Source organism: Streptomyces sp. NPDC048523 (genome assembly GCF_043199815.1).
GTDB lineage: Bacteria > Actinomycetota > Actinomycetes > Streptomycetales > Streptomycetaceae > Streptomyces.
The window spans coordinates 340,075-367,004 of sequence record NZ_JBICWQ010000006.1 but is presented as its reverse complement, the minus strand read 5'-3'; the positions used below and the strand labels follow the sequence as shown (position 1 = coordinate 367,004).

Here is a 26,930-nt window from a genome sequence, read left to right as displayed (position 1 = left end):
GACCGCCATCGACCGCTATCGACCGTGCAGAAGCTCTCCGTACGGCAGGATGACCGCGTGACCGACGCAGCACACGCCGTCTTCCCGGACCCCGCCTCCATGCGCGAGCAGTACCGCGCGGAGGGCCTCGCCGAGACCGACCTGGCACCCACACCCGTCGAACAGTTCGCGCGCTGGTTCAAGCAGGCGGCCACCGAGGCGCACCTCTTCGAGCCGAACGCCATGATCGTCTCCACCGCGGACGCCGAGGGCCGCCCCAGCTCCCGCACGGTCCTGCTCAAGCAGTTCGACGAACAGGGCTTCGTCTTCTACACCAACTACGGCTCCCGCAAGGCCAGGGACCTCGCGCAGAACCCGTACGTCTCCCTGCTCTTCCCCTGGCACCCCATGGCCCGCCAGGTCATCGTCACCGGCCTCGCCCGCCGCACCGGCCGCGACGAGACCGCCGCCTACTTCCGCACCCGCCCGCACGGCTCCCAGCTCGGCGCCTGGGCCAGCGCGCAGTCCTCGGTGATCGAGACCCGCGAACAGGTCGACACCGCCTACGCCGAACTGGCCGCCCGCTACCCCGAGGGCGAACAGGTCCCGGTCCCGCCGCACTGGGGCGGCTTCCGGGTGGCCCCGGAACAGGTCGAGTTCTGGCAGGGCCGCGAGAACCGCCTCCACGACCGCCTGCGGTACGTGGCGGAGCCGGACGGAAGCTGGCGGGTGGAGCGGCTGAGCCCCTGAAGAAGCGGCTCGACACGGACCTACGCCCGCCCCACCACCCCACCCAGATCCAGCGCCGCGGCGATCCGCACCGCCACGTCCTCCGCGTACACCGCGTCACCGCGCTCGAACTGCCCCCTGCCGGAGCCCCGCAGGAACGTCACGACTCCGAGCGTCCGCCCCCGGCTCCGCAGCACCGCGCACAACGCGTGCACCACGTCCGAGGGCCACTGCCGGTCCTCGGCCCACTCGCGGGCCCGTTCGCCCGTCACCGCCCCCACACTCGCCCGCACCGACCCCACCCGCTCCACGCACTGCAGCGCCGGATGCCCCTCGCCGTACCGCACGGGCAGCCCGGCCGCTCCCGACGCCTGCAGACTCGGCCCCGGCGCCCCGGACGGCGTTGCGGCGACCCGTACGAGACGGACCGGACCGGTCTCCTCCCCGTCGGCCACCGCACCCCCGGCGACCCGGTCGATCAGCGCGTGGTCGGCGAACCCGGCGAGCGCGAAGTCCAGATGGACGACGGCGGCCTCGGCCGGGTCCTCGCACTCCGCGGCCGCCCGGGCCGCCCGGTGCAGCTGGTTCGTCCGGAACCGCAGCAGCGAGGCCTCCTGCTCGCTCTGCTTGGCCTCGGTGACGTCCTGGAACAGCCAGCCGACACCCAACGGCACCGGCTCCTCCGCGAGCGGCGAGGAGAGCCGTACGAACCCGCAGCGCCAGCAGCGCCGCTTCTCGCCGTCCGGTGTCCGCACCGCCACCCAGAGCTCGGCCGGCGCCGGCGGCGCACCCTCGGCCAGCACATGGGTCAGCGCGCTCTCCAGCTCCTCCACGCCCTGCGCGAGCAGCTCCCCGAGGGGCCGCCCCAGCACCGACGTACGCCCGATGCCCAGCGACCGGGCCGCGTGCGCGTTGACCACGGCGGGCCGCAGATCGGCGTCGACCAGCACGACACCCCACGAGGCGTCCTCGAACAGCGCCTCGCTCAGCGCGATCGAGCGCTCCAGATCGATCTGCGTGTGCACCTCGCTGAAGGCGCAGTACACCCCGGCCGGCTTCCCGTCGGGACCGCGCACGGCCGCGGACTGGGTGCGTACGAGCACCCGGCCGCCGTCCTTGGTCAGCAGCGCGAACTCGTGGACCTGCCGGCCGGGCGACTGCATGGCGGACATCAGCCGCCCCTCGACCTCCTCGGCGTCCGCCCGCCGCACCGCCCACCCGGCGAACCCGTGCCGCCCCACGGCCTCGGCCGCGGTCCAGCCGAGGATCCGCTCGGCCTCACGGTTCCAATGCGTGACGACACCGTCCGCGTCGAAGGCACACAGTGCCGCGTCCATGCCGTCCAGCAACGCGGCGAGCAGATCGGAACCACCCGGGCCCTCGGGCCCGTCCGGTCCCAGCTCGTCGGTGGTCCCACTACGCCGGGAAGCACTCACCTGGACCCCCTGCCAGCTGCTTCACTCACCAACAATCATTCAACTCGAACGTGACGCAGCACACACCGGGTTCCCGCAAGATTGAGAGAATCGTTGTACGCCGGAAACGCCCCGAATCCCCTCAACCAGCTCTCCGGTCCGGCTCCAGCCGCAGGTCGATCCACTCGTCGCTCTCGCCGTCCAGCACATACCGGTCGACCTCGACGAACCCGCGCGCTTGCGCGAACCGCGTCCCGTCCCCATTGACGGCCAGCACACATGTCTCGATCACCCGGGCGCCGAGCACACGCGCATGATCAAGACCCTTCTCGTAGAGAGCCGTCCCGAAACCCCGTCCCCGGTAATCGGGCAGCACGCGCGCGATGACGGTCGCCACGGCGTCGTCCCCGTCCGGCGGCCGTACGGTCGAGCACCCCACGAGCGTGTCCCCGAGATAGGCGTTCTCCAGCCGGTACCGCCCGGCACGCTCGCGTGCTGCTTCGGCGCTCATGGCGGCCGGCGGAACGATCACGTTGTGCACATACCGCCACTGCTCGAGCATGCCGTCCCCGCCGACGGGCTCGATCCGCAGGTCAGTCACGGCCACCACTCCCCTTCCGCGCCTCCACCTCTATCTCGATCTTCATCCGGGGATCGGCGAGGCCGCACACAAGCATCGTGGCGGCCGGCCGGACCTCGCCGAAGCGGCGGCGCAGGACCGGCCAGCAGGGCTCGAAGTCCTCCCGCTCAGGCAGCAGATAGCGCACCCGCACCACGTCCGCGAAGGTGCACCCCGCCTCGGCCAGCGCGGCCCCGATGTTCCGCAGACACTGCTCGGCCTGCTCCACCACGTCGTCCGAGATCGCCATCGCGGCGTAGTCGAACCCGGTCGTCCCGGACACATGCACCCGGTCCCCGTCGACCACGGCCCGCGCGTACCCGATCTGCTCCTCGAAGAGGGAGCCACTCATGATCGCTCGTCGCGTTGTCATGCACGAAACGCTAATCGTTGTCAGACGCTCCTGGCGGACGAGTGCCTTCTGGTGATTCAACGGATCTGCCATCTCTTGATCAGGGAGAACTTTGTGGAAAACCTGTTGATCGGAGGGCTCGCCCTTTCTTAGGGTGTGGAGCACCGAGGAAGGGAGGTGGTTCGGAGCATGTATGCATACCGGACGTCGGAGGTGGCTGCGGGCTAGCGCCCGTCACCCACTGAGTGCGGTGCCGGACACGCGTGTACGAGATGCACGCAGCCGGCCAATTCAACGCAGTCACCCGACCCGCGAGCTCGCCGGTACGTCCGGCCGGCTCCCTCGCCGCCAGGCGGAGGGACCAGAGCTCGCGGGTCGTCTGCGTTCTGACTACTGCCGGTAGAAGATCCGGTCCCCGTACTCCTCGAACACCCGCTCGTTCCACTCCAGGCCGCCGTCCACGTTCCCCGAGCGCAGCAGCGGCGGCTCGATGCCGCGTTCCGTCAGTGCGCCCGCCGCCGTCGCCATCACGGCCTGGAGCAGGGCCGAGGTCACGACCGTGGAGGCCGGGGCGAAGGGGGCCGGGATGGTGTCCAGGGAGAGTTCCGCGTCGCCCGGCGCGATCTTGGAGTCGAGGACGATGTCGCAGTGGTCCTTGAGGAAGGTGCCGGAGCTGTGGCGGGGCTTCGTCTCCGTCGTGTAGGCGACCGACGTGACGCCGATGACCTTCACGCCCAGCGAGCGGGCGGTCAGGGCCATCTCCACGGGGAGCGTGTTGCGGCCGGAGAGGGAGATGATCACCAGGGCGTCGCCGGCGCGGAGGGGCGAGCAGTGCAGGACGGCGCTCGCGAGGCCGTCGACGCGTTCCAGGGCGGAGCCCAGGGTCGCCGGCATGACGTCGACGCCCACGACCCCCGGCACGGTCAGCAGGTTCACCAGCGCGAGTCCGCCGGCCCGGTAGACGAGGTCCTGGGCGGCGAGCGAGGAGTGTCCGGCGCCGAAGGCGAAGAGGCGACCGCCGGCGGCGACGGTGTCGGCGAGGAGCTCACCGGCCGCCGCGACGGACTCGGCCTCCTCGTCGCGGACCCGTTGCAGCAGCCCGATCGCGGCGTCGAAGAACCGCTCGGACAGCTTGCCGTCACCGCTCGCGGAGCCCGTCCCGCCCATGCGCCACCCAACCCTTCGTCGCTGTGTCGCGGATCACCGTGCGGTCTGGACCAGTGGGATGTCAATACGGCCGCGCGCCTGCTCGTAACCGCCCGGTTTCACCGGCGCGGCACGCTTGTCAGTGGCATCCGGCAGAATTGAGGCCAGGGCCAGCGCACACACCGGGAAGCTGTCGTGCTTCCGGCAGATCTCATCAAGGGGCACGTATGTCCGGACTGATCGACACCACGGAGATGTATCTCCGCACCATCCTCGAGCTGGAGGAGGAAGGTGTGGTCCCCATGCGTGCCCGGATCGCCGAGCGGCTCGACCAGAGCGGGCCGACCGTCAGCCAGACCGTGGCGCGGATGGAGCGGGACGGGCTGGTGTCGGTCGCCAGTGACCGGCACCTGGAGCTGACGGACGAGGGCCGGCGGCTGGCCACCCGGGTGATGCGCAAGCACCGGCTCGCGGAGTGTCTGCTCGTCGATGTGATCGGCCTGGAGTGGGAGCAGGTCCACGCGGAGGCGTGTCGCTGGGAGCACGTGATGAGCGAGGCGGTGGAGCGCCGGGTGCTGGAGCTGCTGCGCCACCCCACCGAGTCGCCGTACGGCAACCCGATCCCCGGTCTGGAGGAGCTCGGCGAGAAGGACGGGCCCCACCCGTTCCTGGACGAGGGCATGGTGTCCCTGGCCGAGCTGGACCCGGGGATCGACGGCAAGACGGTCGTCGTACGCCGTATCGGCGAGCCGATCCAGACGGACGCGCAGCTGATGTACACGCTGCGCCGGGCGGGGGTGCAGCCCGGTTCGGTGGTGAGCGTGACCGAGTCGCCCGGCGGGGTGCTGGTGGGCAGTGGCGGGGAGGCCGCCGAGCTGGAGTCGGACGTCGCCTCGCACGTGTTCGTCGCCAAGCGCTGAGCCGCCGGGAGGCTCAATTGCTCGGTGTTGTGCGGCAGTTGTGGCTTTGCTGGGTCTCGTGCCCGGGCTCGTCCCGGGTCTCGCCGATCCGAGATTCCCTGCGCGGAATCGCAGCGCTTCGACGCTCGTCGTGCGAGGCTGTCGCGTGAGGCATATGACCTGAGGGGGCGGGCGGATGTGCCGTGGACGTGGGGGTGGCCCCGGCGCCTTTCGGTGCCGGGGCCGGTCCTCCCCTGTGCTGACCCGGAGCCCCGAGCTCCCAGGGTCATTCCCCTCGGACCGATGTCCCCGAGCGGTCCGCCTCCCGCTGAAGATCTCCCCTCGGCGGCGGCGATCATTCCTTGAGCGGGGTCACTCGAACGAGGGGTGTTGGCGCCCGAGGCGCCATTTTCGAATGAGTATTCGATAATCTGCGAGTGACGGGACGCGCGGGACGTGCGCTGCAGGATGTAGGGCAGACGCAGAGCAGAGATATGCGGCAGGCAACGGCAGGCAGGACAGGCACGGCAGTCAGGACACGGTTCACAGGGCGGCTCGCGCGGGGAGCGGGCGGTCCGGGCGGAGCTAGGGGGGTGCCAATGGCGCGGCGCATCGACGTGACCGGGGCGGGCGGCGTACGTCTTGCGGCCTGGGAGTTCGGGGACCCTCCCAAGACCGACCCGGAGAAACGATCACCCGGGGTGCTGTTACTCCACGGCCTGATGGGCCGTGCCTCGCACTGGGCGTCCACCGCCCGCTGGCTCTCCGAGCGCTACCGGGCCGTCGCGCTCGACCAGCGCGGTCACGGCCGGAGCGACAAGCCCCCTCGGGCCGCCTTCACCCGTGACGCGTACGTCGAGGACGCCGAGGCCGCCCTCGAACAGCTCGGCCTCGCCCCCGTCGTCCTCATCGGCCATGCCATGGGCGCCCTGACCGCCTGGCAGCTCGCCGCCCGGCGGCCCGACCTGGTCCGCGGAGTGATCATCTGCGACATGCGCGCCTCCGCCCTCGGCGCCGCCTCGCAGCGGGAGTGGGGCGAGTGGTTCAAGGCCTGGCCCGTCCCCTTCGCCACGCTGGCCGACGTACGCAAGTGGTTCGGCGAGGACGATCCCTGGGTGGAGCGGCCCAACCCGGCGCGCGGCGAGTTCTACGCCGAGGTCATGGCCGAGTCCCCCGACGGCTGGCGCCCGGTCTTCGAGCCCGAGCAGATGCTGTCGTCCCGCGAGACCTGGGTCTACGACGCCCACTGGGAGGAACTGACCCAGGTCAGGTGCCCCGCCCTGGTCGTCCGCGGTCTCGACGGCGAACTGGGCCGCGCCGAGGCCCAGGAGATGGTCCGCGTCCTGCCCCGCGGCGAGTACGCCGAGGTGGCCGACGCCGGCCACCTCGTCCACTACGACCAGCCGGAGGCCTGGCGGGCAGCCATAGAGCCCTTCCTGGACGGCCTGGCGACCGCCGAGGTCAGCGACTGAGGGCGTCACCTTGCCGCCGCCGGGACCGTCGGGCGCCTCCGGTGCCCGACGAGTCACCCCTTGCTGACCGCCCCCAAGATCTCCGGCAGCCGGCGTGCCGTTCGTGGGGCCGCCAGGTGTAGGCCGGCCAGGGTGATCGCGGTGCCGTACACCGCGCCGACCGGGAGCAGTACCCAGTTCCAGTCGTCGCCGTCCGCGCTGAGGCGGGCCCAGAGGGCCAGGGCGATCACGGGGGCGCACAGCAGCGCGGCCGAGACCATCCCGCCGACGACGGCCGCCGCGGCGAGGCCGGACTGTCCCGGGGCCACGTTCTTGTAGCCCTCCTGCGGGATCGAGTACGGGAAACGCGCCGACGTCCACGCCCCGGTCGCCAGCATCGCCCCGAGCAGCGCGAAGGACAGGCCGAGGACCTCGGGCAGCATCGGCCAGTCGCCGATCAGCGCGGTCGTCACAACCGTGACGAGCGTGGCGTACGGCAAGGTGATCACCAGCAGGGCCAGCGCACGCGCGCGTAGCTCGACGTAGGCGTCCCGCGTGGAGGAGATCGTCATCGCGACCATCCAGAACGCCGAGGTGTCCTGCCCGAACTGGTTGTACATCTGCACGCCGAGCATTCCCGCGGCGAAGCAGGCGAAATAGATGGACCCCGTGCCCTGCACCGCGTTGAAGATCGGCACGATCAGCCCGATGGCCAGCGAGGTCACCCACGCGGCCTTGGTCTTGGGGTCGCGCCACACATAGCGCAGGCTGCGTTCCATGACCGTGCCCGTGCGGCCGGCAGGGAGCAGCCGGGCGAGTCCCGTCGAGTTCCGCTCCCGCGCGGCGCCCGCGGCGGAGGGGAGCGTGGAGCCGTCCGGGGAGGTCATCAGCCGGGTCAGGTGGCGGGACCAGAGGGCGAGCAGGCCCGCCAACGCGGCCGCGGAAAGCGCGAGTTGGAGTACCGCGACGCCGTACGACCCCTCGCTCGCCGAGTCGACGGCCCCGATCGCCGACGCGGGCGGCACCCACTTCAACACCGCCGCCGGACTGTCCAGTTGGCCGAGGCCGCCCGAACCGAGCCGCTGCGCCCCGAAGTTCACGACCTGCGCGCCGACGGCGATGACGAGTCCGCTCAGCACCGCCAGATCGCGGCCCTTGCGGCTGGTCAGCAGGCGGATGTTGGCGACGGCGACGGCCCGCGCGAGCGCCACGCAGACCAGCAGCGCGAGCCCGACACCGAGCACGGCGAAGACGTACGCCATCGCGCCGTGCGCGACCGAGACGACGGAACCGACGAGCAGGCAGAGGGTGAACACCGGCCCGATGCCGATCAGGGAGGCCACCAGGAGCGCCCGGACCAGGGGCCGGGGCCGTAGCGGCAGCATCACCAGGCGGGTGGGGTCGAGGGTCTCGTCGCCGCCGGGGAAGAACAGCGGCATCACGGCCCAGCCCACCGCCAGCACGGCGACCAGCGGGACGACGACGGATCCGGCGTGCTCGTTGCCGCGCAGGGCGATGAGGCCGAGCAGCTGAAGGACGGAGAAGAGGAGTACGGCGACGGCCGAGGCGATGTAGGCGGCGCGTCGGCCGCCGGACTGCCGCAGTCCGTTCCTGAGGAGCGACAGCTTCAGCCGTACGACGACCGGGGTGATGTCCGCGGTCATCGGGCCCCGCCGCCCAGCCAGTCGAGGTTCGCCCCGGCGTCCTGGCCCTGGGCGCCCACGAGTTCCAGGAAGGCGCGCTGCAGCGACGGCGCGGTGCCGCGCACCTCGTCGAGCGTCCCGTGGGCGCGGATGCGGCCGGCGGCCATGACGGCCACCCAGTCGCACAGGGACTCCACGAGCTCCATCACATGCGAGGAGAAGACGACGGTGGCGCCGGACGCGGTGTACCGCTCCAGCACGCCCCGGATGATCTGTGCGGAGACGGGGTCGACGCCCTCGAACGGCTCGTCGAGGAAGAGCACTTCGGGGTTGTGGAGCAGGGCGGCCGCGAGCCCGATCTTCTTCCGCATCCCGGTCGAGTAGTCGACGACCAGCTTGTGCTGGGCCCCCGCGAGATCGAGCACGTCGAGCAGCTGAGCGGCCCGCCGGTCGACCTCGGCCCCGGGCAGGCCCCGCAACCGTCCGGAGTAGGCGAGCAGTTCGCGCCCCGACAACCGTTCGAACAGCCGCAGGCCCTCGGGCAGGACGCCGATCCGCGCCTTCACGGCCACCGGGTCCCGCCACACGTCGTGCCCGACGACGGAGACGGTCCCCTCATCGGGCCGCAGCAGCCCGGTCACCATGGAGAGAGTGGTGGTCTTCCCGGCACCGTTGGGGCCGACAAGACCGATGAACTTGCCCGCGGGGAGTTCCAGATCGATCCCGGCAACGGCCACTTGCTGCCCGAACCGCTTCCAGAGCCCACGCACACTCACTGCCGACGTCATGGACGCCAACCTTACGGGCGCATGTCACCGGTCCCGGCCGCAGGCATAGGCGAGCGGCGAGATCAGTTCCTCGGCGTCCGGCAGCCAGCGGTTGGCGGGCGTCGGACGGCAGGCCCACTGCACGGCACCGGACGACCCGTACCGAGTGGGGGGAGCCGCCACGTACGCCCCCTCGCCCAGCGCGACCAGATCGAGCGACGACGGGGTCCAGCCGAGCTTGCGCACCAGATCCGGCAGCTTCACCGAGGCCCCCGGCAGCACGAAGAACTGCATCCGGCGATCCGGCGTCAAGGTCACGGGGCCCAGCGTCAACTCCATGCGCTCCATGCGCGCGAGGGCGAGGAACCCGGCCGTCTCGGCGACGGAGATCGCGTCGAACGTCCGCCCCGTCGGCAGCAGGATGGACGCGGCCGGCTGCTTCTGCCACATCCGGCGCGCGACCGTCGCACTGCCGGTGGCCTGCGTCGCCCAGTCCTCCCGGGAGGGGTGCGCGCCGGGTGCGGCGCACGCGGGGTCACCGCAGGAGCACCGCTGCACCCCGTCGACGGCTTCCAGCCAGGTGCCGGGAAAGACGTCCCAGTGGCGCTCCTCGGCGTAGCGTACGGCTGTGTCCAGCAGTGATTCCCCGCGCTGCTTCGGAATCTGAGCGGCTTCGGTACCTGCGATCGTCTCTTCCACGCAGAACACAACTCCCGCACCCACCTCGGGTTACGGCCGCGCCGCGCGCGGGGGCAGCGCATCGATTCCGCACCTGGGGCGCATGGATGCATGTGTGGGGGCGCAGAGGAGGAACCTCGGCGTGAGCTGGGTAACCACGTGTGGGGTCGGCACGAGTCTTCACCCCGGCAATCCGCGCAAGCCTCGCATTTTCGACACGTTGGCGGGGCATTGATCTTCACGGCCGGAACTTTTCGGTGGAAGACACGTCAACTCGGTGCGTGGGCAGGCACCGCAGCCACAGGGGGTACGCCATGGCCGCAAGGCCTCTCGTCGCGCGGCAGCCGAACGAACGGCTGCAGGCGCTCATCCAGGAGGCGGGGTGCTCGAACGCCGGGCTCGCCCGCCGGGTCAACATGTGCGGCGCCGAGCACGGCCTCGACCTGCGCTACGACAAGACGTCCGTGGCCCGTTGGCTGCGCGGACAGCAGCCGCGGGGCCGGGCGCCCGCGATCATCGCGGAGGCCCTCGGGCGCAAACTCGGCCGTACGGTCACGATCGACGAGATCGGCATGGCCAACGGCAAGAACCTCGCCTCCGGCGTCGGGCTCCAGTTCTCGCCGACGGTACTGGGCGCCATCGAGCAGGTGTGTGAGCTGTGGCGCAGTGACGTGGGCCGCCGGGACTTCCTGTCCGGCTCCTCGGTCGCCGCGTCCGCGCTGGTCGAGCCGAGCCGTGACTGGCTGATCTCCTCTCCCGACTCGCAGGTGGCACGCCAGGCGGGCCCGCGCGTGGGGCAGTCCGACGTGGCGGCCGTGCGCGCGATGACCCAGGCGCTCGTCGACCTCGACCACCAGTACGGCAGCGGGCATGTGCGCCCGGTCGTCGTGCACTACCTCAACAGCGTGGTCTCCGGGCTGCTCGCGGGGTCGTACCGGGAGGCGACCGGGCGTGAACTGTTCGCCGCCGTCGCGCGGTTGACCGAGCTCGCCGGGTACATGGCGATCGACACCGGGCAACCGGGCCTGGCCCAGCGGTACTACATCCAGGCGCTGCGGCTCGCGCAGGCCGCGGGCGACCGCGGATACGGCGGCTATGTGCTCGCCGCGTCCATGAGCCATCTCGCCGCGCAGCTCGGGAACCCGCGGGAGATCGCCCAGTTGGCGCGGGCGGCGCAGGAGGGGGCGCGGGGGCGGGTGACACCGCGCGCGGAGGCGATGTTCTACGCGGCGGAGGCCCGCGGGCACGCGCTCATGGGCGATGCGCGGGCCACCCAGGCGGCCTCCGGACGGGCCGTGCACGCCCTGGAGGCGGCGGACCCCTCCTCCGGTGACGACCCGGCGTGGATCGCGCACTTCGACGAGGCCTATCTGGCCGACGAGTTGGCCCACTGCCACCGCGACCTCGGCCAGGCCGACGCGGCGGCGCGGTGCGCGCAGGAGTCCCTGGACGGGCTCCCCGAGAACAAGGCGCGCCGGCGGGCCATCGGTCTGGTCCTGCTCGCCTCCGCGCAGGTGCAGCAGCGCGAGGTCGAGCAGGCCTGCAATACCGGCCTGAAAGCGGTGGAGTTGCTGGAGACCCTGCGCTCCAACCGGGGCGCGGAGTATCTCGACGACTTCCAGCAGCGCCTGGAACCGTTCCGGGACGAGCCCGTCGTCAGGGAGTTCGGGGCCCGGCTGGATCTTCAGGCGGCCGCGTAATTTGTTACTGCGGTCACAGGGGCGCAGGTCACGTCCTGTGCTACGTGGCACCGGGCTCGGAGGACCCGGTAGCGTGAGCCGACGATTCCGAAGTTCCCCCATAAGTAGGAGTCCCGGTGACGCAGAGTGGACAGGGCGAGCAGCCCTCGGCGCGCGAAGCGCGCGAAGGCATCGTGCTGCCCTCCGACGGCGGGGAACCCCTGCTGCCGGGACAGACGGGTGGACACGGCGGCCCGCAGCCCGGCTACGGGCCTCCGCAGCAGGGCGACCCCCAGCAGCAGGGCGGCTACGGAAGCCCTCCGCAGGCGGCCGGACCCGGCCCGGCCGCCGACGCCGGCTATGCCCAGCCGCCCGGCGGCCAGGCCTGGGGCAACCCGTGGGGGCCCGGCCGGCAGCAGGACCAGGCGCAGCAGCCGGACCAGGGTTACCAGCCGCAGGCCCAGGACTGGTCGCAGCCGCCCGCCCAGACCTGGGGGACACCCCAGCAGCAGGCCGGCGGCATATCGCCCCAGTCCCAGCCGCAGCCGCAGTCCCAGCCGCTGCCCCCGCAGCAGGGCCAGGTCGCGCCCTACGAGACCCCCGGCACCGGCGCACCGCAGCAGCAGCAGGCCACGCCGGGCTACAACACCGACGAGCCGACGTCCTACTACCTGCCGCCCGTCGGCCAGCCCCTCCCGTCAGCGGCACCGGGCACACCCGCCTCCGCGCCGCTGCCGCCCGCCGACGAAGGCGCCACCCAGTTCATCCCGCCGGTCCCGTCGGCCCCGGCCTCCCCCGAGGGAGCCACCCAGTACCTCCCGCCCGTGCGCCCCGGCGCGCTGCCGCCCGAGGTGTCCGCCGAGGCGGCGCGGTTCCCGGGTCAGTACCCGCAGGCCCCGTACGGCGCGCCCACCGGCCCCGACGCCGAGGCCACGCAGTTCATCGCGCCCGTGCCCGGACAGGCCCTCGGCGCGTCCTACGGCGGGGACCGGCAGCCGCCCTCCGACTTCGACAACCTCTTCCGCGGCGGGCCGGGCGGTGACGGCGGGGCCGACTCCACGCAGCAGATGCCCCGCTTCGGCCGGCCCGAGTCCGTACCGCCCGCGTACGCGGCCCAGCAGCCGTCGTACGGGGCCCAGCAGCCGACGTACGGCGCCCAGCCGCCGTACGGGCCGCCGGGCGGTGATCTCTACGACGACGGTGACCGAGGTGGCCGCAGGCGCTCGCGGGTGCCGGTCATCGCCGCCGTGGGCATCGGGATCGTCGTCCTCGGCATCGGCGCGGGCGCGCTGCTCGCCGGAGGCGGCGGCGGTGACGGCGGCGACAAGAACCAGACCGTGTCGGCTTCGGCCCCCGCGACCGACGGGTCCTCCGCGCCGGCCGCCGACCCGGCGAAGGCGCAGGCCGTCGAGCTGGACAAGCTGCTCGCCGACAGCGGCAACAGCCGTTCGTCGGTGATCAGCGCGGTGGCGAACGTGAAGTCCTGCAAGAACCTCGGCCAGGCGGCCACGGACCTGCGGAACGCCGCGTCCCAGCGCACCGGCCTGGTGACCCGGCTCAAGACGCTCGAGGTCGACCAGCTGCCGAACCACGCCGAGCTGACCGACGCCCTCACCAAGGCCTGGCAGGCGTCCGCGTCCGCCGACAGCCACTACGCCGCCTGGGCCGACCAGGCCGGCGGGAAGAAGGGCTGCAAGAAGGGCCAGGCCCGCACCACGGGCCAGACCCAGGCCGGCAACCGGGACAGCGGCACCGCCAGCACCGCGAAGGCCGAGGCGGCCCGGCTGTGGAACGCCATCGCCAAGAAGTACAGCCTGACCGAGCGCACGGCCACCCAGCTGTGAACGGTCCGCGGGGGCGCTTGGACGCCCCCGCGGGTCAGTCGACGTCCGCGTTCCGCAGGGTCCTCGTCACGTCGGTGAAGCCCTCGCGCGCCGACACGAGCTGGCCCTGACGGACCACCTGGAGCGTCACGTGGGCGTTCACCAGGCGCGGGAAGCCGACCGAGGCGAGGTCGTCGGTGGAGCTCCAGGTGTCCCGGGTGGGCCACCGCAGGGTCGGTGTCAGATCGCCGGTGGAGATCTTTAGGCCGCCGTTGAGGGCGCCGCGCACACTGTCGGCGGACACCTCGCCGCCGCCCAGCGACTCGACGGCCTTCTCGAACACCGTGTAGGCGATCCAGGTGGTCTGCACCCCCGCGTCCGCCGAGTCGATGCGGTTGTCGCCGAAGGCCTCCGCGCTGATGACCTTCTTCATCGCGTCCCAGCGGGCGTCGCTCTCCACCGGGTACCAGCCGGTGATGTACGACCCCTCGTAGGGCCCCGATGCCCCGCCGGACGCGTCGATCACCGTCTGGTCGACGCTGCCCATCGCCATGGCGGTGCGCACGGCCGGGTACTCCTCGCGGGCGCGCCGGAAGGAGTCCATGAAGGTGCTGGTGCGGTCGCCGAGCGCGGGCACCACACACCCCTGCTTCGCACCACGGGCCGGATCATCGACGGCCGCGCTGTCGAGCGCCTTCGTCGACTGCGCCGAGTACTCGGTGGCGTCGTCCGCCGCCCGCACGTCGCTCGCGACCCGGTGACCGCCGGTGGTCAGCCCGGAGTCCAGCAGGATGGGCAGCTCGTCGCCCGCGATGGTGTCGGGCCGTACGAGGGTGACGTTGCCGCAGGCCGCGGCGAGCTCCTTGCCCAGACCGGCCAGGAGGGTGGGCTGGCCGCCGTTGACGGGGTAGGACAGCGGGCTGGTGAACTCGTCGTTGGTGACGCCGTAGCCGCCGATGTAGGGGATGCCCGCGCCCTCGAGCGGCGGGAAGAAGGAATCGCCGTACTGGCTGTAGGAGCCGACGACCGCGACGACGTTCTCCTTGACCGCGCGCCGGGCGCAGGTCGCCGCGGACACGGCGTCGTTGTGCTCGTTGCAGGTCAGGACGGTGAGCCGGCGGCCGTTGATGCCGCCCTTGGAGTTGATCCAGCGGGCGTAGGCCCGGGCGAAGGCGGGCATGCCGGGCTTGTTGGTCGCCTCGGTGTCCGACGGGGCCCAGGTCATCACCTTGATCGGGCCGCCCCCGGAACCCGCCGTGGTGCCGGGGACGACCCCGCAGCCGGCGGTGAGGGCAGCACACGCCACCAGTGCCCCCGCCGCGAGGGCGGTGGCTCTGACGGGCCGGTGGTGCCGGTGGAGGAAAGTGCTGCGGAAGGTGCTGCGGATGCGTCGCCTGCCGGTCATGGGCACACACGCTTCCGCCACATCGCCAACTCGGATGTGACGCTCGGTCGACGAGAGGTGACGTAAGGGTGAACAGCGAGGGCCTGTGAGGCACGTATGGGGGAGGAACGTACGATCGGTGACCGTGCAAGGTTCGGAGAACTCTTCCCGTCGCGGCCGTCGCTCCTCCACCATGGGCGGCATGCCACAGAACGACATGCCGTGGTGGCGCTGGCGCAGCAATGTGCGCTCCGCGCTGCACATGCTCTCCGACCCCGCCTTCCAGCAGAACGTCTGGCTGGCCGGTGTCGAGGGGTACGGGGACGTCACCGACGCCGTGTACCGCCTCGTCGAGGACACCTGGCTGGACAACTGGTCCGCCGAGAAATACGTCGGCACGATCTTCCGGGACTCCCAGGAGGCGGCCCTCGTCGACACCGCCGTGCTGCGGGTGCTGCGGATCATGCACCAGGTCGGTCCGGACGCCCCCGTCTCCGTGTACATGGAGAACCCGGGGTGGCCGGACGCGGTGCGGGCGGCGCGGGACGCGCACGTGCGGATGGCGAGCGCGGACGGGGAGGATCCCGATGTGCCGCCGCGCACGCTCCAGGTGCTGCAGATCATGACCCGGTCCGCGTGACGGACGCGGTCTCTGCCGCGCGTGCGGATATGCGACCCTGTCCTGCATGAACGAGCAGTCCGCCCCCGCCGACCAGTACGTCCTGACCCTGTCCTGCCCCGACAAGCCGGGCATCGTGCACGCCGTGTCGAGCTACCTCTTCATGACCGGCTGCAACATCGAGGACAGCCAGCAGTTCGGCGACCGCGACACGGGCCTGTTCTTCATGCGCGTCCACTTCGCGGCGGAGGCGCCGGTCACGGTGGACAAGCTGCGGGCGTCCTTCGCGGCGATCGGTGACTCCTTCGCCATGGACTGGCAGATCAACCGGGTCGAGGACCGGATGCGGGTCGTGCTGATGGTCAGCAAGTTCGGGCACTGCCTGAACGACCTGCTGTTCCGCGCGCGCATAGGAGCCCTCCCGGTGGAGATCGCCGCCGTGGTCTCCAACCACACCGACTTCGCCGAGCTCGTGGGGTCGTACGACATTCCCTTCCACCACATTCCGGTGACGCGGGAGAACAAGGCCGAGGCGGAGGCGCGACTCCTTGAGCTGGTGCGCGAGCAGGACGTCGAACTCGTCGTGCTCGCCCGGTACATGCAGGTCCTCTCCGACGACCTGTGCAAGCAGCTCAGCGGCCGGATCATCAACATCCACCACTCGTTCCTGCCGAGCTTCAAGGGCGCGAAGCCCTATCACCAGGCTCATGCGCGGGGGGTCAAGCTGATCGGGGCGACGGCGCACTATGTGACCGCGGACCTCGACGAGGGGCCGATCATCGAGCAGGAGGTCGAGCGGGTGGGGCACGGCGTCACTCCGGACCAGCTTGTCGCGATCGGGCGGGACGTGGAGTGCCAGGCGCTGGCGCGGGCGGTCAAGTGGCATGCGGAGCGCCGGATTCTGTTGAACGGGCGGCGGACTGTGGTGTTCGCCTAGGAGCTCGGGGGTTCTGGGCGTCGGGCGGCTGCGGGTGGTTCGTGGTTGCTCGCGCAGTTCCCCGCGCCCCTAAAAGAAGTCAGCTGGACGCACCTTCAGGGGCGCGGGGCTGTGTCTATTTGCGGCTCCGCCGCGCGGGCGCGACCAGCCCCCACTCACCCGCAGCCGCCGACGAATCCCCCGCCCACCCCTACATCCGGCTCAAGCTCGCCGCGGCGAACAGCACATCTCTGATCGCCTCCCGGTCACCCAGTTGCCCCGCCGCAGCTTCCGCAGGAGACACGTGGCCCGCTGCCAGCCGGCAGAACTCCACGCCGTCCAGCGCCACGTGCGCCACCTCGTGGTCCGCCGAACCCACCGCCGCGGGGGAGTCGAGCGGGATCAGCCATTCGCCGCCGCCCAGCCCCTCGATCTCCAGACGCAGGCTGCGGCCGGGACCTCCGGCGCTCACGAGATGCCGTCCAGGGGTCGGTGACGTCAGCCCCTTCTGCCGCCGTTGTGCCAGGACCGCGGGCAGCATCCGCGCGGCCAGGTCGATCATGCGGTTGAGGTGGCGGGGGGACGGGGGGTCGTAGGGGTAGTCGACCGCCTCCGCGATGTCCTCGGCGTGGACCCAGCACTCGAAGGCGCGGTCCAGCATCGCGTCGTGGAGGGGGAGCGCGAAGTCGCCGTAGGGCACCTCGAGTCTGCCGGAGGTGCCGCCGGTGAAGGACACCGTGCGGACGAGGTCGTGGCTCTGCTCGCGCCAGGGGGTCCGGACGGTGCGGGTCGGCGGGAAGTGCGACGCGCGCCAGAACGCCTCGGTGCGGCTCGACGGCGTGGGCGCGTCCGCGGGGGTCTCGCCCAGGGGGTCGTCCAGGCCGAGGGCGACCGCGACGAGGCCGTCGACCGACAGCAGGTGGGCTATGACCCCGGCGACCGTCGTACGGCGGCTCGTGGCCTCGTCGGCGTCGAACCAGCGGAGCCTGACCGGGGAGTGCCACTCGGCGTCGCCGAAGTCCTGCAGCAGGGCGTCCAGGCGGGCGGTCTCGGCGTCGTACGGCATGGCCCACTCGGGGATCGGGATGCGGGGCGGACGCCGGTCGAGGCAGCCGTTGAGGACGCGGGTGCGCAGGCCGGGGTCCAGGTCGAGGCTCTCCGGCCGCTGCAACAGGCCCACCGCGCCGCGCAGCCGCAGCGCCTCGTCGGCGCAGGAGCCGCAGACGCCGAGGTGGTCCTCCACGGCGGCCGTCTCCTCCGCGGAACACGCGGCGAGCGCCCACGCCCCGAGCAGCGACTTCAGCACACGGTGCTCCAGGACGAGGGGAGCGGGCGGAACCGGCTCCTCCAGCGCGGGCAGCGGCCGGCCGGTGTCCTCGATGGAGGAGCGGGGCAGCGGAATGCGGGGCGGCCGGCCCGGTTCGCCACCGCCGCCATGGCCTCCGGCGCCGCCCGGGCCACCCGCACCGGAGCCGGCTGTGCCGTCGGGTCCCGGGGAGGGTGGTCCGCTTGTGCCGCCGCTGGTCCCGTCTGTGCCGGGGTCGCTCGGCGGGCCGGCGTCTTCGTCCGGGTCGCCGACGTCGTGACCGTGCCCGAGAGCAACCGTGCTCTCAGCACCCCCGACCCCGCTGCCGGCTGTGCCGTCGGGGCCTGGGAGGGGCGCTCCACCTGTGCCGTCCGTTTCCCGAGCGTCCCAGGCGTCGCCAACCCGGCCCGTGCCCCGGACACCCCCCGCGCCCTCGGAAGCCACCCCCCGCCCCCCGTACCCGTCCCGATCGTCCTGTGTCTCGAGGTCGTCGCTCATGCCGCGCCCCCGTATCCCGGCGGAGCCCCCGGTGCTCCGGTGTCGTGGGCCGTGGAGAGGAGTTGGAGGCCCAGGCGGAGGCGGCGGCGGGCCTCGTCCTCGGTGATGCTGAGGTCGGCGGCCGCCTGGCGGTAGTCGCGGCGCTGGAAGTAGGCCAGCTCCAGGGCGGCCCGCAGCGGGGTGGGCATGGACTGGACGATGTAGTCGGCGCGCGCGGCGACCGAGGCGTGGCGCACCCTGCGCTCCAGTTCCTCGGCCGAGCCCTCGCCGGCCCGGGTGAGCGCGGCGGTCTCGGTGGCGCGCAGCCGCTGCACGGCCAGGCGGTGGGTCAGCCCGGCGACCCAGGAGCGCAGCGGGCCCTGTTTGGGGTCGTAGGTCTCGGGGTGCTCCCACACGTGGGCGAAGACGTCCCGGGTGATGCGGTCGGCCGCGCGCTCGTCTCCGAGCACGCGGTGGGCGAGGCCGTGCACAAGTGAAGCGAAACGGTCGTAGAGCTCGCCGAGGGCGGCCGCCTCACCGCGTGCGAGCCGCTGCTGCATCTTGCGGTCCCAGCGGGGTGGTGCGTCCTTTTTCGCCATGCGGCCCCCTCACCCCTGGAAGTGTCCGGGTCAAGCCTGCGCCGACCATCTCCTCGAATGTAGTCGGCACCTCCGGCAGCGCACGCCCCTTTGTTCCAATGCGCGCCCCCCGAAGGGCTTCAGGTGGTAGTGGACCTTCCCCTGCCTCTTCACCCCATCACTCCCTGGCCGGACCCGATCGAACAGGAACGAAGACGACCGGAACAAGCCTCTTTCACCCGCTTTCCGTTTCTGGGGCTGTGTTTCAGGGAACCGCCGCTGGGCAGCCACGCTGCAAGGAAGCGTAAGAAGGGCTTCCGTTTGCTTTCCGGCGAATGAAGGGCATGGTGGTGGCGTTCAATGTGACCAGCGACGAGCAGGGCGAGTGGACCGTGCTCAGTGTGTCGGGCGAGCTGGACCTGGTGACCTCCCCGGTGCTCCGCCAGCACGTCCACGACGTGGTGGCCGAGGGGCGCCACAGTCTCGTCCTCGACCTCTCCGAGGTCTACTTCTGCGATTCCAGCGGCGTCGGCGTCCTCATCGCCTCCCGCCGCCTGATCCATTCCTGCCGAGGCCATCTGCGTCTGATCCTCCCGGCCCAGGGCGCGGCCGACGGCTCCCACGTCAACCGCGTCCTCGGCGCGCTGGGCGTCCGCCGCCTGTTCGAGGTGCACCCGGATGTGGACTCGGCGACCGACGAGGAGGCGGAACCACTGTCCGCCTGAGCCGTACACCCGTACACCTGTAAGGCTCTTCTGTACGCACGGCTGTGACCTGGGGCACCCCGACTGCCACACCCTTGTCCCGAAATTCTCCCGGTGTCGGCACAAGCACCGCCTTCCGGCCCCCGGGGTGCCACTCGCGTCGTACGCTCCGTGCGAGATGCACCCGATGTGATGTGAGGCGGCGCGAAGAGAATGGTCAGCAGCGAGTACGAGCGCAGGATCGCCGACCGGTTCGCCACCTTCGACCAGGACGGCAACGGCTACATCGACCGCGAGGACTTCAACGTGGCGGCCAAGGCGCTGCTCACGGAGTTCGGTACGGCCGCGCGCTCCGACAAGGGACAGGCGCTGTACGTCGGCGCGGAGGCGTTCTGGCAGGGCATGGCCGGGATCGCCGACCGGGACGGCGACCAGCGGATCACCCGCGACGAGTTCGTGAACGGCGCGCTCAAGCGGCTGCGCGACAACCCGGACCGGTTCGCCGAGATCGCGCGCCCCTTCCTGCACGCGGCGATCGCCGTCGCCGACCAGGACGGCGACGGACGCGCCACCGTCGAGGACACCGCGCGCGTGCTGAGGATTCTCGGTGCGAGCGAGGACCTCGCCCGGGCCGCCGCGGCCACCCTGGACACCGACGGCGACGGCAAGGTCGGCGAGGCCGAGATCGTGCCCGCCTTCGCCCGCTACTTCACCGTCCCCGAATAGCGCTCGCGCAGCTTGTACTTGAGCACCTTGCGCAGGGTCTCGTTGCGCGGAAGGGCGTCCACGACCTCCAGTTGCTCCGGCAGCTTGTGCGTCGACAGCCCTTCCGCGCGCAGATGGTCCGTCACGGCGTCCAGGGTCAGCTGCTCGGCGCCTTCGGGCTGTTCCACCACGGCACACAAGCGTTCCCCGCGCTCGGCGTCCGGCAGCCCGATCACCGCCACGTCCCCGACGGCCGGATGCGCGGCCAGCAGGTCCTCGATCTCCTTCGCCGAGATGTTCTCGCCCTTGCGGATGATCACGTCCTTGAGCCGCCCGGTGAGCACCAGATGGCCGGTGGCCGTGAGATGTCCGAGATCCCCGGTGCGCAGATAGCCCTCCTCGTCGAAGGCCTCCGCTGTCTGGGCCGGGTCGAGATACCCCTGGCACACCGCCTCCCCCTTCAGCCGCACCTCCCCGTCCACGATCCGCACGGACATCCCCTCCGGCGGCCGCCCCTCGGTCGTCGCCAGGTTCTCCACCGTGTCGTCCGGATCCCCCATGGTGATCATCGGCACCTCGGTCATGCCGTACCCGTGGGTGAGCTGCACCCCCAGCTCCCGTACGACGGCGTGGTAGACCTCCGGCGGTTTGGGCGCCCCGCCGCCGGCGAGCAGTCGGAGCGAGGGAATCACGGGGGCACCGGGCCGCTTGCGCTGCTCGGTGAGGAACATCGAGTAGAACGCCGTCGAACCGCCCGCCACCGTCACCCCGTGCCTGCGGTAGCCCTCCAGCGCGTCCGGCAGCGCGAACTGCTCGAACATCACCGCCGGGAAGCCGTACAGCAGCAGCATCACGGTGTAGTCGGGGCCCGCGATGTGCGCGTACGGGAAGGCCATCGACCCCACGTCGTCAGCCGTCAGGCGCAGCGCGTGGGCGAGGCAGGAGCCGCCCGCGATCAGTGAACGGTCCGTGTGGAGCACGCCCTTGGGGTCGGAGGTGGTGCCCGAGGTCCAGTAGATCCACCGGACGCGGGTGCCCTCGGCGGGCGGGGGCGGGAGCACGGCCGGGTCGCCGTCCGGGAGGTCGTCGTACGCCTCGAAGACGCCCTTCGCGCCGAGCCGCCGGGCCATCTCCGTGTGGTCGAAGCCGCGCCAGACGCCCGGGACCGCGAAGAACTCCGCCTTCGACTCCCGCAGGGCGAAGCCGACTTCGCGGTCCCGGTAGAAGGGGATGACCGGGGACTGCACGGCGCCGAGGCGGGCAAGGGCGAAGGAGAGCAGGGCCGTCTCGATACGGGTGGGCAGCTGCCAGGCGACGACCGTGCCGGGACGTACGCCCATGTCGTACAGGCCGGCCGCCACCCGCTCGCCGCGCGCGTGCAGCTCGCCGAAGGTGAGCGTGCGGTCGTCCTGGAGGAGGACCGCACGGTCGGGGGTCAGCTCGGCGCGGCGGGCGACCAGCTCCCAGAGGGTGCGGGACGCGCTGAGCGCGTGGGCGGTGTCGGTCACGGTGGCCCCCTCGTGGCACTGACCAGAACTGACGCATCGTCAGATCGTGGGCAGAGCGTAGGGCGCCACGCCTTGTCGGTCCAGGGGTGCGGGGCCTAACCTTCCGGTGCGAGCGGTATCTGACGGGTTATCAGATGTGGAGTGCCGCCATGGATCTCGCGTACACGCCGGAAGAGGAGGAGTTCCGGGCGCGGCTGCGGGAGTGGCTCGCCAAGGCGCTCCCCACGCTGCCGCCGAAACCGTCCCCGCAGGACTGGCCCGGACGCCGGGCGTACGACCTCGGCTGGCAGCGCATGCTTTACGACGCCGGGTACGCGCACGTGCACTGGGACGCGTCGCCCACCACGCGGCTGATCTTCCTGGAGGAGACGGAGACCGCGGGCGCGCCCTATGTCGGCGCCGGGTTCGTCGGACTGCTCCACGCGGGTCCGACGATCGCCGCCGAGGGCACGCCTGAGCAGCGGGAACGCTGGCTGCCGCCGATCCTGCGCGGTGCGGAGGTCTGGTGCCAGGGCTTCAGCGAACCGGACGCCGGCAGCGACCTCGCCTCGCTCCGCACCCGTGCGCGCCGGGACGGCGACGACTATGTGGTGAGCGGGTCCAAGATCTGGACCTCGCACGCCGAAGTCGCCGACTGGTGCGAGCTGTTGGTGCGTACGGACCCGGCGGCCCCGAAGCACCGGGGCATCACCTGGCTGGCGATGCCCATGTCCGCGCCCGGGGTCGTGGTGCGTCCCCTGCGCACCCTCGCCGGGTCCGCCGAGTTCGCCGAGGTGTTCCTCGACGAGGTACGGGTGCCGGTGGCCAACCGGGTCGGCGAGGAGAACGACGGCTGGCGCGTGACCATGGTGACGCTGTCCTTCGAGCGCGGCACGGCCTTCGTGGGCGAGGTCGTCGCCTGCCGGCGGGTGCTGCGTTCACTGGCCGCGGAGGCTCGGGGCAACGGTCGTTGGGAAGACCTGTCCGTGCGGCGGAGGTTGGGGCGGCTCAACGCCGAGTTCCGGGCGCTGTGGCGGCTGACGCAGTGGAACGTGAGCGAGGCGGAGGCGAGTGGGGGCGGGGTGCCGGGGGTCGGGGGGTCGGTGTTCAAGTTGCGGTACTCGCATGCGCGGCAGGAGTTGTACGACGCGGCAGCGGATGTCCTGGGTGTGGAGTCGCTGGATCTTGAACGGCCTTGGGTGCTGGAGCGGTTGTCGTCGTTGTCGTACACGATCGCGGCCGGGACCTCGCAGATCCAGCGGAACATCGTGGCGGAGCGGGTTCTCGGGTTGCCGAAGGGGCGGTAGCGGTTGAGCGCCGGGTGCGGATCCGTTGTGGCTGGTGGCGCCCACGCGGCGGTAGCCGCAAATCGAATACAGTCCCGCGCCCCTGGGTGGCTGTCGCGGCCTGTGTGGAGAAGAGGGCGTGGCATGCGGTTTCAACTGACTGATGATCAGCGGGCGTTGCAGGCCGGTGTGCGGGAGGTGCTTGCGCGGCGCTTCGACGGGGAAGCCCTGCGCGCTGCCCTGGACGCCCCCGGACTGGACCGGGCGCTGTGGCGGGAGCTGGGTGCCGCCGGGTTCTTCGCGCTGCGGGTGCCGGAGGCGCAGGGCGGGGTCGGACTGGGGCTGCCGGAGGCTGTGTTGGCCTTCGAGGAGGCCGGGCGGGCCCTGCTGCCGGGGCCGCTGGTGGCGACCCACCTCGCGGCCGGTGCCGTGGACGGGGCCGCCGAGGGAGCGGTCGTCGTGGCCGACGTCGACCCTGGTGGACTCGTGGAGTGGCTGGAGGAGGCTGACGTCGTACGGGGGGACGCCGCGGGGGCCGTACCCCTGAAGTCGGTGGATCCGCTCACGCCGCTGCACCGGGTGCCCGGAGCACGCGCGCGAGCCGCCGATCCCGTCGCCGTGCTCCTCACGGCTGCCGAGCAGCTGGGCACGGCCACGCGCGTGGGTGAGCTGGCCGTGCAACACGCGCGGACGCGGGAGCAGTTCGGGCAGCCGATCGGGGCCTTCCAGGCGGTCAAGCATCTGTGCGCGCGAATGCTGGTGCGGACGGAGACGGCCCGGGCCGCGGTGTACGCGGCCGCCGTGACCGCGGACCCGGTGGACATCGCCGCGGCCCGGCTGCTGGCCGACGAGGCAGCCGAACGGGGCGCCCGGGACTGTCTCCAGGTGCACGGCGGGATGGGCTTCACCTGGGAGTGCGAGGTGCAGCTGCATCTGAAGCGGGCCTGGGTGCGGGCCCGGCGGGGCGGCGGCGGTGCGGAGAGTGAGGAGTTGCTCGCCGTCGATCTGTTGGCCTGAGGCGCCCGCGACCGGCCCGCTCTCCGGGAGGCCCGGAGTGGATGTCGCGGATTGTGGCATACCGGAATCACGGAGCGTTGATATCGGGTTGTGTCCTATGTGTGACTCGTCACGTCCTGGAGTCGGCGGACTGCTCCGGTACCTTGTGTGAGATGCGAGTGGTTCCGAGCACGAGCCATGCCGGTGTTGCCGATGGGGCGGCCCCGGACCCGGCGGTGCGCGCCGCTGCTCGCAGGGCGGGAAGGCCTGTGTCCACCGCCTGTTCGACTCCCCGCGGCGAGCGTCGCACAGTATCTCGCAGGGGTACTCCTTCGCGCTGGAATATGCCCGAAGCGCTTGTTGGCGTGACTGTACGTCAACCATGCTGTCTCGTAAGGGATTCACGTTCTGTGACCCCGGCTTTGGTCATTGTTCTGGTCATGCAAAAAATGGCTACGATCGTGGCCCTCGTGAGGCGCGAGGCCATGTGCCCGCCGGTTCGGATGGTGTGAGCGGTGCAGGTGCTTCAAGTGCAGCTGGAGATCCGGCCCGACCCCTCGGAAGTGGGGCGAGCCCGGAGATGGGCCCGCTCGCGGCTCGCCGGATCCGGGATAGGGGGCGACGAACCGCTCGCGGAGACGCTGATCCTGCTCGTGTCGGAACTGGTCACCAACGCCGTGGTGCACACCGGCCGTCCGGCCGTCCTGCGGCTGTCCCTGCCGGGCGCCGAGGGGGAGTCGGCCACCGTCCGCCTGGAGGTCGCCGACCGCAGCGGCCGGGCCCCGGTGCCGCGCTGCGTGGACGGCGACGCGACCGGCGGCCGGGGCCTCGCCCTCGTCGACGGCCTCGCGGACCGCTGGGGCTGGAGCCCCGAAGGCGCCGGCAAGAGCATCTGGTGCGAACTCGACCGCTGCGAGCAGCCGCGGCAGATGACGGAGACCTACGGCATCGATGCCTCGGCCTACGAGGGGCTGGCCTTCGAGGCGGTGTGACCGGCGCACGGTGTCAGGCACCGCCGGGACCCCGCCTCAGTGAGAAGGCGGTGCGCCGGGGATGTGCATCCGTGCGCGGTCGTGACAAACAGCTCGTAAGCCATAAATCCCCGTACGGGTGTTGACGCACCGTGTTCGATTGATGACGCTGGTGGTCAGCGATTCGCCGCGAGGGGACGCCGAGGGTTGCGGTGACGGGAGCCCTCGACGAGTGCGGATCGTGACGCGGTGTCGATTTCCTCAGGGCGGAAGGAAGTCGATGACGGCGGCGCGCGAGCCGTGCTCGGGGCGGATCCGCGCGCCGCCGACCGACCTCCTCACAGCACGGCCACCGGGGCCACGGGCGTTCCGGTGCCGCCGACGAACGGCTCGGGCATCGCCGACAGCAGGAACGCGTACCGGCCGACTTCTCCACAGGCTGTGGACAACTTTTCCAGATTCCAGTTCTGGCCCTGGAGCATCCCCATCTCCACCAGATCCAGCGCGTGCACGGGCAGCCACAGATCCTCGATCTCGGGCGGGAAGATCTCGAACGTGAGGGTGTCGTTGGCGACCGCGGCCACATCACGCGCGTGGAACCACTCCGGGGTGCGCACCGACAGGCCCGGCGACGGATAGGCGTACGCCTCCTTGTCCCCGGCGAGATACACCTGGACCTGCCCGGTCCGTACGAGCACGATGTCCCCGGCACGCACCCGCGTGCCCGCGAGTTCCTCGGCCGCCTCCAGGTCCTCGGGCGTCACGGCGTGCGCCCCGTCGAGCCGGTCCACGCCCCGCGCCCGGGCCACATCGAGCAGCACCCCGCGCGAGACGACGTACCGGGCCTTGTCGATGCCGCTGAACTCGGCGCCGCCGTGCGCGGTGACGGTGCCGGCCGGGCGGCCGTTGTAGAGCATGCCCGAGTGCGAGACATGGGTGAGCGCGTCCCAGTGGGTGGCCGCCTGCAGGCCCATGGTCACCGCGTCGTCGCTGCACGCGACCGTCCCCGGGCCGAAGATCTCCTGGTTGATCTGCACCATCGTGTGCAGCGGGTTGACCCGGCCCGGCATCATCCCGGTCTGCACGCCGTCCTGCCTGAGCGGGAGGGCGAGCGGGATGCGGCGGCCGGTGCGGACGGTCGCGGCGGCCTCGCGGACGACCTCGTCGGTGATCAGGTTCAGGGTGCCGATCTCGTCGTCGGCTCCCCAACGGCCCCAGTTGTTCACGCGCTTGGCGATGTCGTGGAACGCGGCCGGAAGTGACATCGGGCCCTCCCCGGGGCTTGTGTCCGCACATCTGACGGGACATAAAATCTAACGGTCCGTCAGAAACCGCGGGAAGGGGCCGGGCGTGGGGAACTTCTTGGCAGGCAGGGTCGTCGCCGTGACGGGCGCGGGACGGGGGATCGGGCGGGCGGTCGCGCTGGCCGCGGCGGCGGAGGGCGCGCGGGTCGTCGTCAACGACTACGGCGTCTCCGTGGACGGTGGCTCTCCCACGAGTGAGATCGCCTCGGCCGTGGTGAAGGAGATCGAGGCGGCCGGGGGCGAGGCCGTCGCCGTGGCCGACGACATCTCGACGATGGCGGGCGGTCAGCGGGTGGTCGATGTCGCGCTGTCCTCCTACGGGCGGCTCGACGGTGTCGTCTGTGTCGCCGGGATCCTGCGGGAGCGGATGCTGTTCAACATGACCGAGGACGAGTGGGACCCGGTCCTCGCCACCCATCTGAAGGGGACGTTCACGGTGTTCCGCGCGGCCTCCGCGGTGATGCGTCAGCAGCGGGCGGGGACGTTGATCGGGTTCACCAGCGGGAACCACCAGGGGTCGTATTCGCAGGCCAACTACAGCGCGGCGAAAGGCGGGATCATCTCGCTGGTGCGCAGTGCGGCGCTCGGATTGCACAAGTACGGCGTGACCGCGAACGCGGTGGCGCCCGTCGCCCGTACGCGGATGTCGGCGAACGTTCCCTTCGACCTCGCGGAGATCGGGGAGCCGGAGGATGTGGCCGCCATGGTGGTCTACCTGCTGTCGGAGCGGGCGCGGGAGATCACCGGGCAGGTGTACACCGTGGCGGGGTCGAAGATCGCGGTGTGGGCTCAGCCGCGGGAGTTGCGTGCGGCGTATGCCTCCGGCGGGTGGACGCCGGGTTTGATCGCGGAGTTCTTGCCGGGGAGCGTTGGAGTCGATCCGATGCCGTTGCTTTCGGGGCCGGATGCCTAATGGGTCGGGGGTGTGTGTTGTTTGGCGGCTGCGGGTTGGTTGTGGCTTGTCGCGCAGTTCCCCGCGCCCCTGGGGTCGGTCACCGCGACCCGTGTTGAGAGGAG

25 protein-coding genes are annotated in these 26,930 nt (G+C 71.6%); 13 read left to right on the top strand and 12 right to left on the bottom strand.

Going from position 1 to position 26,930, the window contains the following annotated elements; translation table 11 throughout:
• Positions 1–99: 99 nt before the first annotated feature.
• Positions 100–729 (top strand): pyridoxamine 5'-phosphate oxidase, encoded by a 630-nt coding sequence (pdxH, locus tag ACGFWE_RS30970; RefSeq protein WP_393603471.1) that lies wholly within the window; start codon positions 100–102, stop codon positions 727–729.
• A gap of 20 nt (positions 730–749) precedes the next feature.
• On the opposite strand, the gene ACGFWE_RS30965 is transcribed toward pdxH, so the two are convergent.
• The 4 genes from ACGFWE_RS30965 to ACGFWE_RS30950 all read right to left on the bottom strand — a co-directional run bounded on the left by ACGFWE_RS30965 (position 750) and on the right by ACGFWE_RS30950 (position 4,261).
• Positions 750–2,144, bottom strand: a complete 1,395-nt coding sequence (locus tag ACGFWE_RS30965; RefSeq protein WP_393603186.1) for a PAS domain-containing protein — start codon at positions 2,142–2,144, stop codon at positions 750–752.
• A gap of 121 nt (positions 2,145–2,265) precedes the next feature.
• The gene (locus tag ACGFWE_RS30960; RefSeq protein WP_393603469.1) at positions 2,266–2,685 is read right to left on the bottom strand and encodes a GNAT family N-acetyltransferase; all 420 of its coding nucleotides are present in this window, start codon (positions 2,683–2,685) and stop codon (positions 2,266–2,268) included.
• A gap of 31 nt (positions 2,686–2,716) precedes the next feature.
• Entirely contained in the window at positions 2,717–3,115 is a 399-nt protein-coding gene (locus tag ACGFWE_RS30955) for a RidA family protein (protein WP_393603184.1), read from the bottom strand.
• Between the two features lie 369 nt (positions 3,116–3,484).
• Entirely contained in the window at positions 3,485–4,261 is a 777-nt protein-coding gene (locus tag ACGFWE_RS30950; protein ID WP_393603182.1) for an SIS domain-containing protein, read from the bottom strand.
• 206 nt (positions 4,262–4,467) lie between these two features.
• Between ACGFWE_RS30950 and ACGFWE_RS30945 the strand changes: the two genes are divergently transcribed.
• Together ACGFWE_RS30945 and ACGFWE_RS30940 are read left to right on the top strand one after the other, a co-directional pair.
• Positions 4,468–5,160 (top strand): metal-dependent transcriptional regulator, encoded by a 693-nt coding sequence (locus tag ACGFWE_RS30945; RefSeq protein ID WP_393603180.1) that lies wholly within the window; start codon positions 4,468–4,470, stop codon positions 5,158–5,160.
• A 578-nt stretch (positions 5,161–5,738) separates the two neighbouring features.
• Positions 5,739–6,611, top strand: a complete 873-nt coding sequence (locus tag ACGFWE_RS30940; RefSeq protein WP_393603178.1) for an alpha/beta fold hydrolase — start codon at positions 5,739–5,741, stop codon at positions 6,609–6,611.
• 53 nt (positions 6,612–6,664) lie between these two features.
• Here the strand turns inward: ACGFWE_RS30940 and ACGFWE_RS30935 are convergent, their stop codons facing one another.
• From ACGFWE_RS30935 to ACGFWE_RS30925, 3 genes are read right to left on the bottom strand one after another with little or no spacing between them, the layout of a single operon-like run.
• Positions 6,665–8,254, bottom strand: a complete 1,590-nt coding sequence (locus ACGFWE_RS30935; RefSeq protein ID WP_393603176.1) for a transporter — start codon at positions 8,252–8,254, stop codon at positions 6,665–6,667.
• Positions 8,251–9,021 (bottom strand): ABC transporter ATP-binding protein, encoded by a 771-nt coding sequence (locus ACGFWE_RS30930; protein ID WP_352388676.1) that lies wholly within the window; start codon positions 9,019–9,021, stop codon positions 8,251–8,253. Before ACGFWE_RS30930 ends, ACGFWE_RS30935 begins: the two co-directional genes overlap by 4 nt.
• Positions 9,022–9,045: 24 nt before the next feature.
• Positions 9,046–9,708 carry a bifunctional DNA primase/polymerase gene (locus ACGFWE_RS30925; RefSeq protein ID WP_352388674.1) on the bottom strand — a complete coding sequence of 221 codons (663 nt, stop codon included), beginning with the start codon at positions 9,706–9,708 and terminating at the stop codon, positions 9,046–9,048.
• Between the two features lie 284 nt (positions 9,709–9,992).
• Between ACGFWE_RS30925 and ACGFWE_RS30920 the strand changes: the two genes are divergently transcribed.
• Both ACGFWE_RS30920 and ACGFWE_RS30915 read left to right on the top strand, forming a co-directional pair.
• Complete coding sequence (locus tag ACGFWE_RS30920) at positions 9,993–11,378, top strand: transcriptional regulator (RefSeq protein ID WP_393603174.1); 1,386 nt, start codon at positions 9,993–9,995, stop codon at positions 11,376–11,378.
• 116 nt (positions 11,379–11,494) lie between these two features.
• Entirely contained in the window at positions 11,495–13,201 is a 1,707-nt protein-coding gene (locus ACGFWE_RS30915; RefSeq protein WP_393603172.1) for a hypothetical protein, read from the top strand.
• Between the two features lie 34 nt (positions 13,202–13,235).
• On the opposite strand, the gene ACGFWE_RS30910 is transcribed toward ACGFWE_RS30915, so the two are convergent.
• Positions 13,236–14,585, bottom strand: a complete 1,350-nt coding sequence (locus ACGFWE_RS30910; RefSeq protein ID WP_393603170.1) for an ABC transporter substrate-binding protein — start codon at positions 14,583–14,585, stop codon at positions 13,236–13,238.
• A gap of 118 nt (positions 14,586–14,703) precedes the next feature.
• Here ACGFWE_RS30910 and ACGFWE_RS30905 point away from each other — a divergent pair, with 118 nt between their 5' ends.
• Both ACGFWE_RS30905 and purU read left to right on the top strand, forming a co-directional pair.
• Positions 14,704–15,204, top strand: a complete 501-nt coding sequence (locus ACGFWE_RS30905) for a hypothetical protein (RefSeq protein ID WP_352388666.1) — start codon at positions 14,704–14,706, stop codon at positions 15,202–15,204.
• A gap of 46 nt (positions 15,205–15,250) precedes the next feature.
• Positions 15,251–16,120 carry a formyltetrahydrofolate deformylase gene (gene purU, locus ACGFWE_RS30900; protein ID WP_393603168.1) on the top strand — a complete coding sequence of 290 codons (870 nt, stop codon included), beginning with the start codon at positions 15,251–15,253 and terminating at the stop codon, positions 16,118–16,120.
• Between the two features lie 190 nt (positions 16,121–16,310).
• Here purU and ACGFWE_RS30895 read toward each other — a convergent pair whose 3' ends face one another.
• Both ACGFWE_RS30895 and ACGFWE_RS30890 read right to left on the bottom strand, forming a co-directional pair.
• Positions 16,311–17,903 (bottom strand): maleylpyruvate isomerase N-terminal domain-containing protein, encoded by a 1,593-nt coding sequence (locus ACGFWE_RS30895; protein ID WP_393603166.1) that lies wholly within the window; start codon positions 17,901–17,903, stop codon positions 16,311–16,313.
• Positions 17,900–18,481 (bottom strand): sigma-70 family RNA polymerase sigma factor, encoded by a 582-nt coding sequence (locus tag ACGFWE_RS30890; RefSeq protein WP_393603164.1) that lies wholly within the window; start codon positions 18,479–18,481, stop codon positions 17,900–17,902. The genes ACGFWE_RS30895 and ACGFWE_RS30890 overlap by 4 nt, the downstream gene beginning before the upstream one ends.
• Before the next feature lie 323 nt (positions 18,482–18,804).
• Here ACGFWE_RS30890 and ACGFWE_RS30885 point away from each other — a divergent pair, with 323 nt between their 5' ends.
• Positions 18,805–19,185: an STAS domain-containing protein gene (locus ACGFWE_RS30885; RefSeq protein WP_393603467.1), complete on the top strand. Its 381-nt coding sequence runs from the start codon at positions 18,805–18,807 to the stop codon at positions 19,183–19,185.
• 192 nt (positions 19,186–19,377) lie between these two features.
• Positions 19,378–19,890, top strand: a complete 513-nt coding sequence (locus ACGFWE_RS30880) for an EF-hand domain-containing protein (RefSeq protein WP_352388658.1) — start codon at positions 19,378–19,380, stop codon at positions 19,888–19,890.
• Here ACGFWE_RS30880 and ACGFWE_RS30875 read toward each other — a convergent pair.
• On the bottom strand, positions 19,869–21,377 hold the full coding sequence (locus ACGFWE_RS30875) for a class I adenylate-forming enzyme family protein (RefSeq protein WP_393603162.1): 1,509 nt from the start codon (positions 21,375–21,377) through the stop codon (positions 19,869–19,871). The two genes, ACGFWE_RS30880 and ACGFWE_RS30875, sit on opposite strands and share 22 nt — an antisense overlap.
• Before the next feature lie 149 nt (positions 21,378–21,526).
• Between ACGFWE_RS30875 and ACGFWE_RS30870 the strand changes: the two genes are divergently transcribed.
• The 3 genes from ACGFWE_RS30870 (at position 21,527) to ACGFWE_RS30860 (ending at position 24,630) form a co-directional block, all read left to right on the top strand.
• Positions 21,527–22,663 carry an acyl-CoA dehydrogenase family protein gene (locus ACGFWE_RS30870; RefSeq protein ID WP_393603161.1) on the top strand — a complete coding sequence of 379 codons (1,137 nt, stop codon included), beginning with the start codon at positions 21,527–21,529 and terminating at the stop codon, positions 22,661–22,663.
• A 123-nt stretch (positions 22,664–22,786) separates the two neighbouring features.
• On the top strand, positions 22,787–23,659 hold the full coding sequence (locus ACGFWE_RS30865; RefSeq protein WP_393603159.1) for an acyl-CoA dehydrogenase family protein: 873 nt from the start codon (positions 22,787–22,789) through the stop codon (positions 23,657–23,659).
• A gap of 509 nt (positions 23,660–24,168) precedes the next feature.
• Positions 24,169–24,630, top strand: a complete 462-nt coding sequence (locus tag ACGFWE_RS30860) for an ATP-binding protein (protein WP_393603465.1) — start codon at positions 24,169–24,171, stop codon at positions 24,628–24,630.
• Between the two features lie 317 nt (positions 24,631–24,947).
• Here ACGFWE_RS30860 and ACGFWE_RS30855 read toward each other — a convergent pair whose 3' ends face one another.
• Positions 24,948–25,874: a cyclase family protein gene (locus tag ACGFWE_RS30855; protein ID WP_352388650.1), complete on the bottom strand. Its 927-nt coding sequence runs from the start codon at positions 25,872–25,874 to the stop codon at positions 24,948–24,950.
• An 85-nt stretch (positions 25,875–25,959) separates the two neighbouring features.
• Here ACGFWE_RS30855 and ACGFWE_RS30850 point away from each other — a divergent pair, with 85 nt between their 5' ends.
• Complete coding sequence (locus tag ACGFWE_RS30850; protein WP_352388648.1) at positions 25,960–26,826, top strand: SDR family oxidoreductase; 867 nt, start codon at positions 25,960–25,962, stop codon at positions 26,824–26,826.
• Positions 26,827–26,930: the final 104 nt, after the last annotated feature.

Coding starts and splice junctions, on each gene's coding strand:
- pdxH (WP_393603471.1), top strand. CDS start 100: ATGCGCGAGCAGTACCGCGCGGAGGGCCTCGCCGAGACCGACCTGGCA.
- ACGFWE_RS30960 (WP_393603469.1), bottom strand. CDS start 2,685: ATGCTCGAGCAGTGGCGGTATGTGCACAACGTGATCGTTCCGCCGGCC.
- ACGFWE_RS30955 (WP_393603184.1), bottom strand. CDS start 3,115: ATGACAACGCGACGAGCGATCATGAGTGGCTCCCTCTTCGAGGAGCAG.
- ACGFWE_RS30950 (WP_393603182.1), bottom strand. CDS start 4,261: ATGGGCGGGACGGGCTCCGCGAGCGGTGACGGCAAGCTGTCCGAGCGG.
- ACGFWE_RS30945 (WP_393603180.1), top strand. CDS start 4,468: ATGTCCGGACTGATCGACACCACGGAGATGTATCTCCGCACCATCCTC.
- ACGFWE_RS30940 (WP_393603178.1), top strand. CDS start 5,739: ATGGCGCGGCGCATCGACGTGACCGGGGCGGGCGGCGTACGTCTTGCG.
- ACGFWE_RS30935 (WP_393603176.1), bottom strand. CDS start 8,254: ATGACCGCGGACATCACCCCGGTCGTCGTACGGCTGAAGCTGTCGCTC.
- ACGFWE_RS30930 (WP_352388676.1), bottom strand. CDS start 9,021: ATGACGTCGGCAGTGAGTGTGCGTGGGCTCTGGAAGCGGTTCGGGCAG.
- ACGFWE_RS30920 (WP_393603174.1), top strand. CDS start 9,993: ATGGCCGCAAGGCCTCTCGTCGCGCGGCAGCCGAACGAACGGCTGCAG.
- ACGFWE_RS30910 (WP_393603170.1), bottom strand. CDS start 14,585: ATGACCGGCAGGCGACGCATCCGCAGCACCTTCCGCAGCACTTTCCTC.
- purU (WP_393603168.1), top strand. CDS start 15,251: ATGAACGAGCAGTCCGCCCCCGCCGACCAGTACGTCCTGACCCTGTCC.
- ACGFWE_RS30895 (WP_393603166.1), bottom strand. CDS start 17,903: ATGAGCGACGACCTCGAGACACAGGACGATCGGGACGGGTACGGGGGG.
- ACGFWE_RS30890 (WP_393603164.1), bottom strand. CDS start 18,481: ATGGCGAAAAAGGACGCACCACCCCGCTGGGACCGCAAGATGCAGCAG.
- ACGFWE_RS30885 (WP_393603467.1), top strand. CDS start 18,805: ATGGTGGTGGCGTTCAATGTGACCAGCGACGAGCAGGGCGAGTGGACC.
- ACGFWE_RS30880 (WP_352388658.1), top strand. CDS start 19,378: ATGGTCAGCAGCGAGTACGAGCGCAGGATCGCCGACCGGTTCGCCACC.
- ACGFWE_RS30870 (WP_393603161.1), top strand. CDS start 21,527: ATGGATCTCGCGTACACGCCGGAAGAGGAGGAGTTCCGGGCGCGGCTG.
- ACGFWE_RS30865 (WP_393603159.1), top strand. CDS start 22,787: ATGCGGTTTCAACTGACTGATGATCAGCGGGCGTTGCAGGCCGGTGTG.
- ACGFWE_RS30855 (WP_352388650.1), bottom strand. CDS start 25,874: ATGTCACTTCCGGCCGCGTTCCACGACATCGCCAAGCGCGTGAACAAC.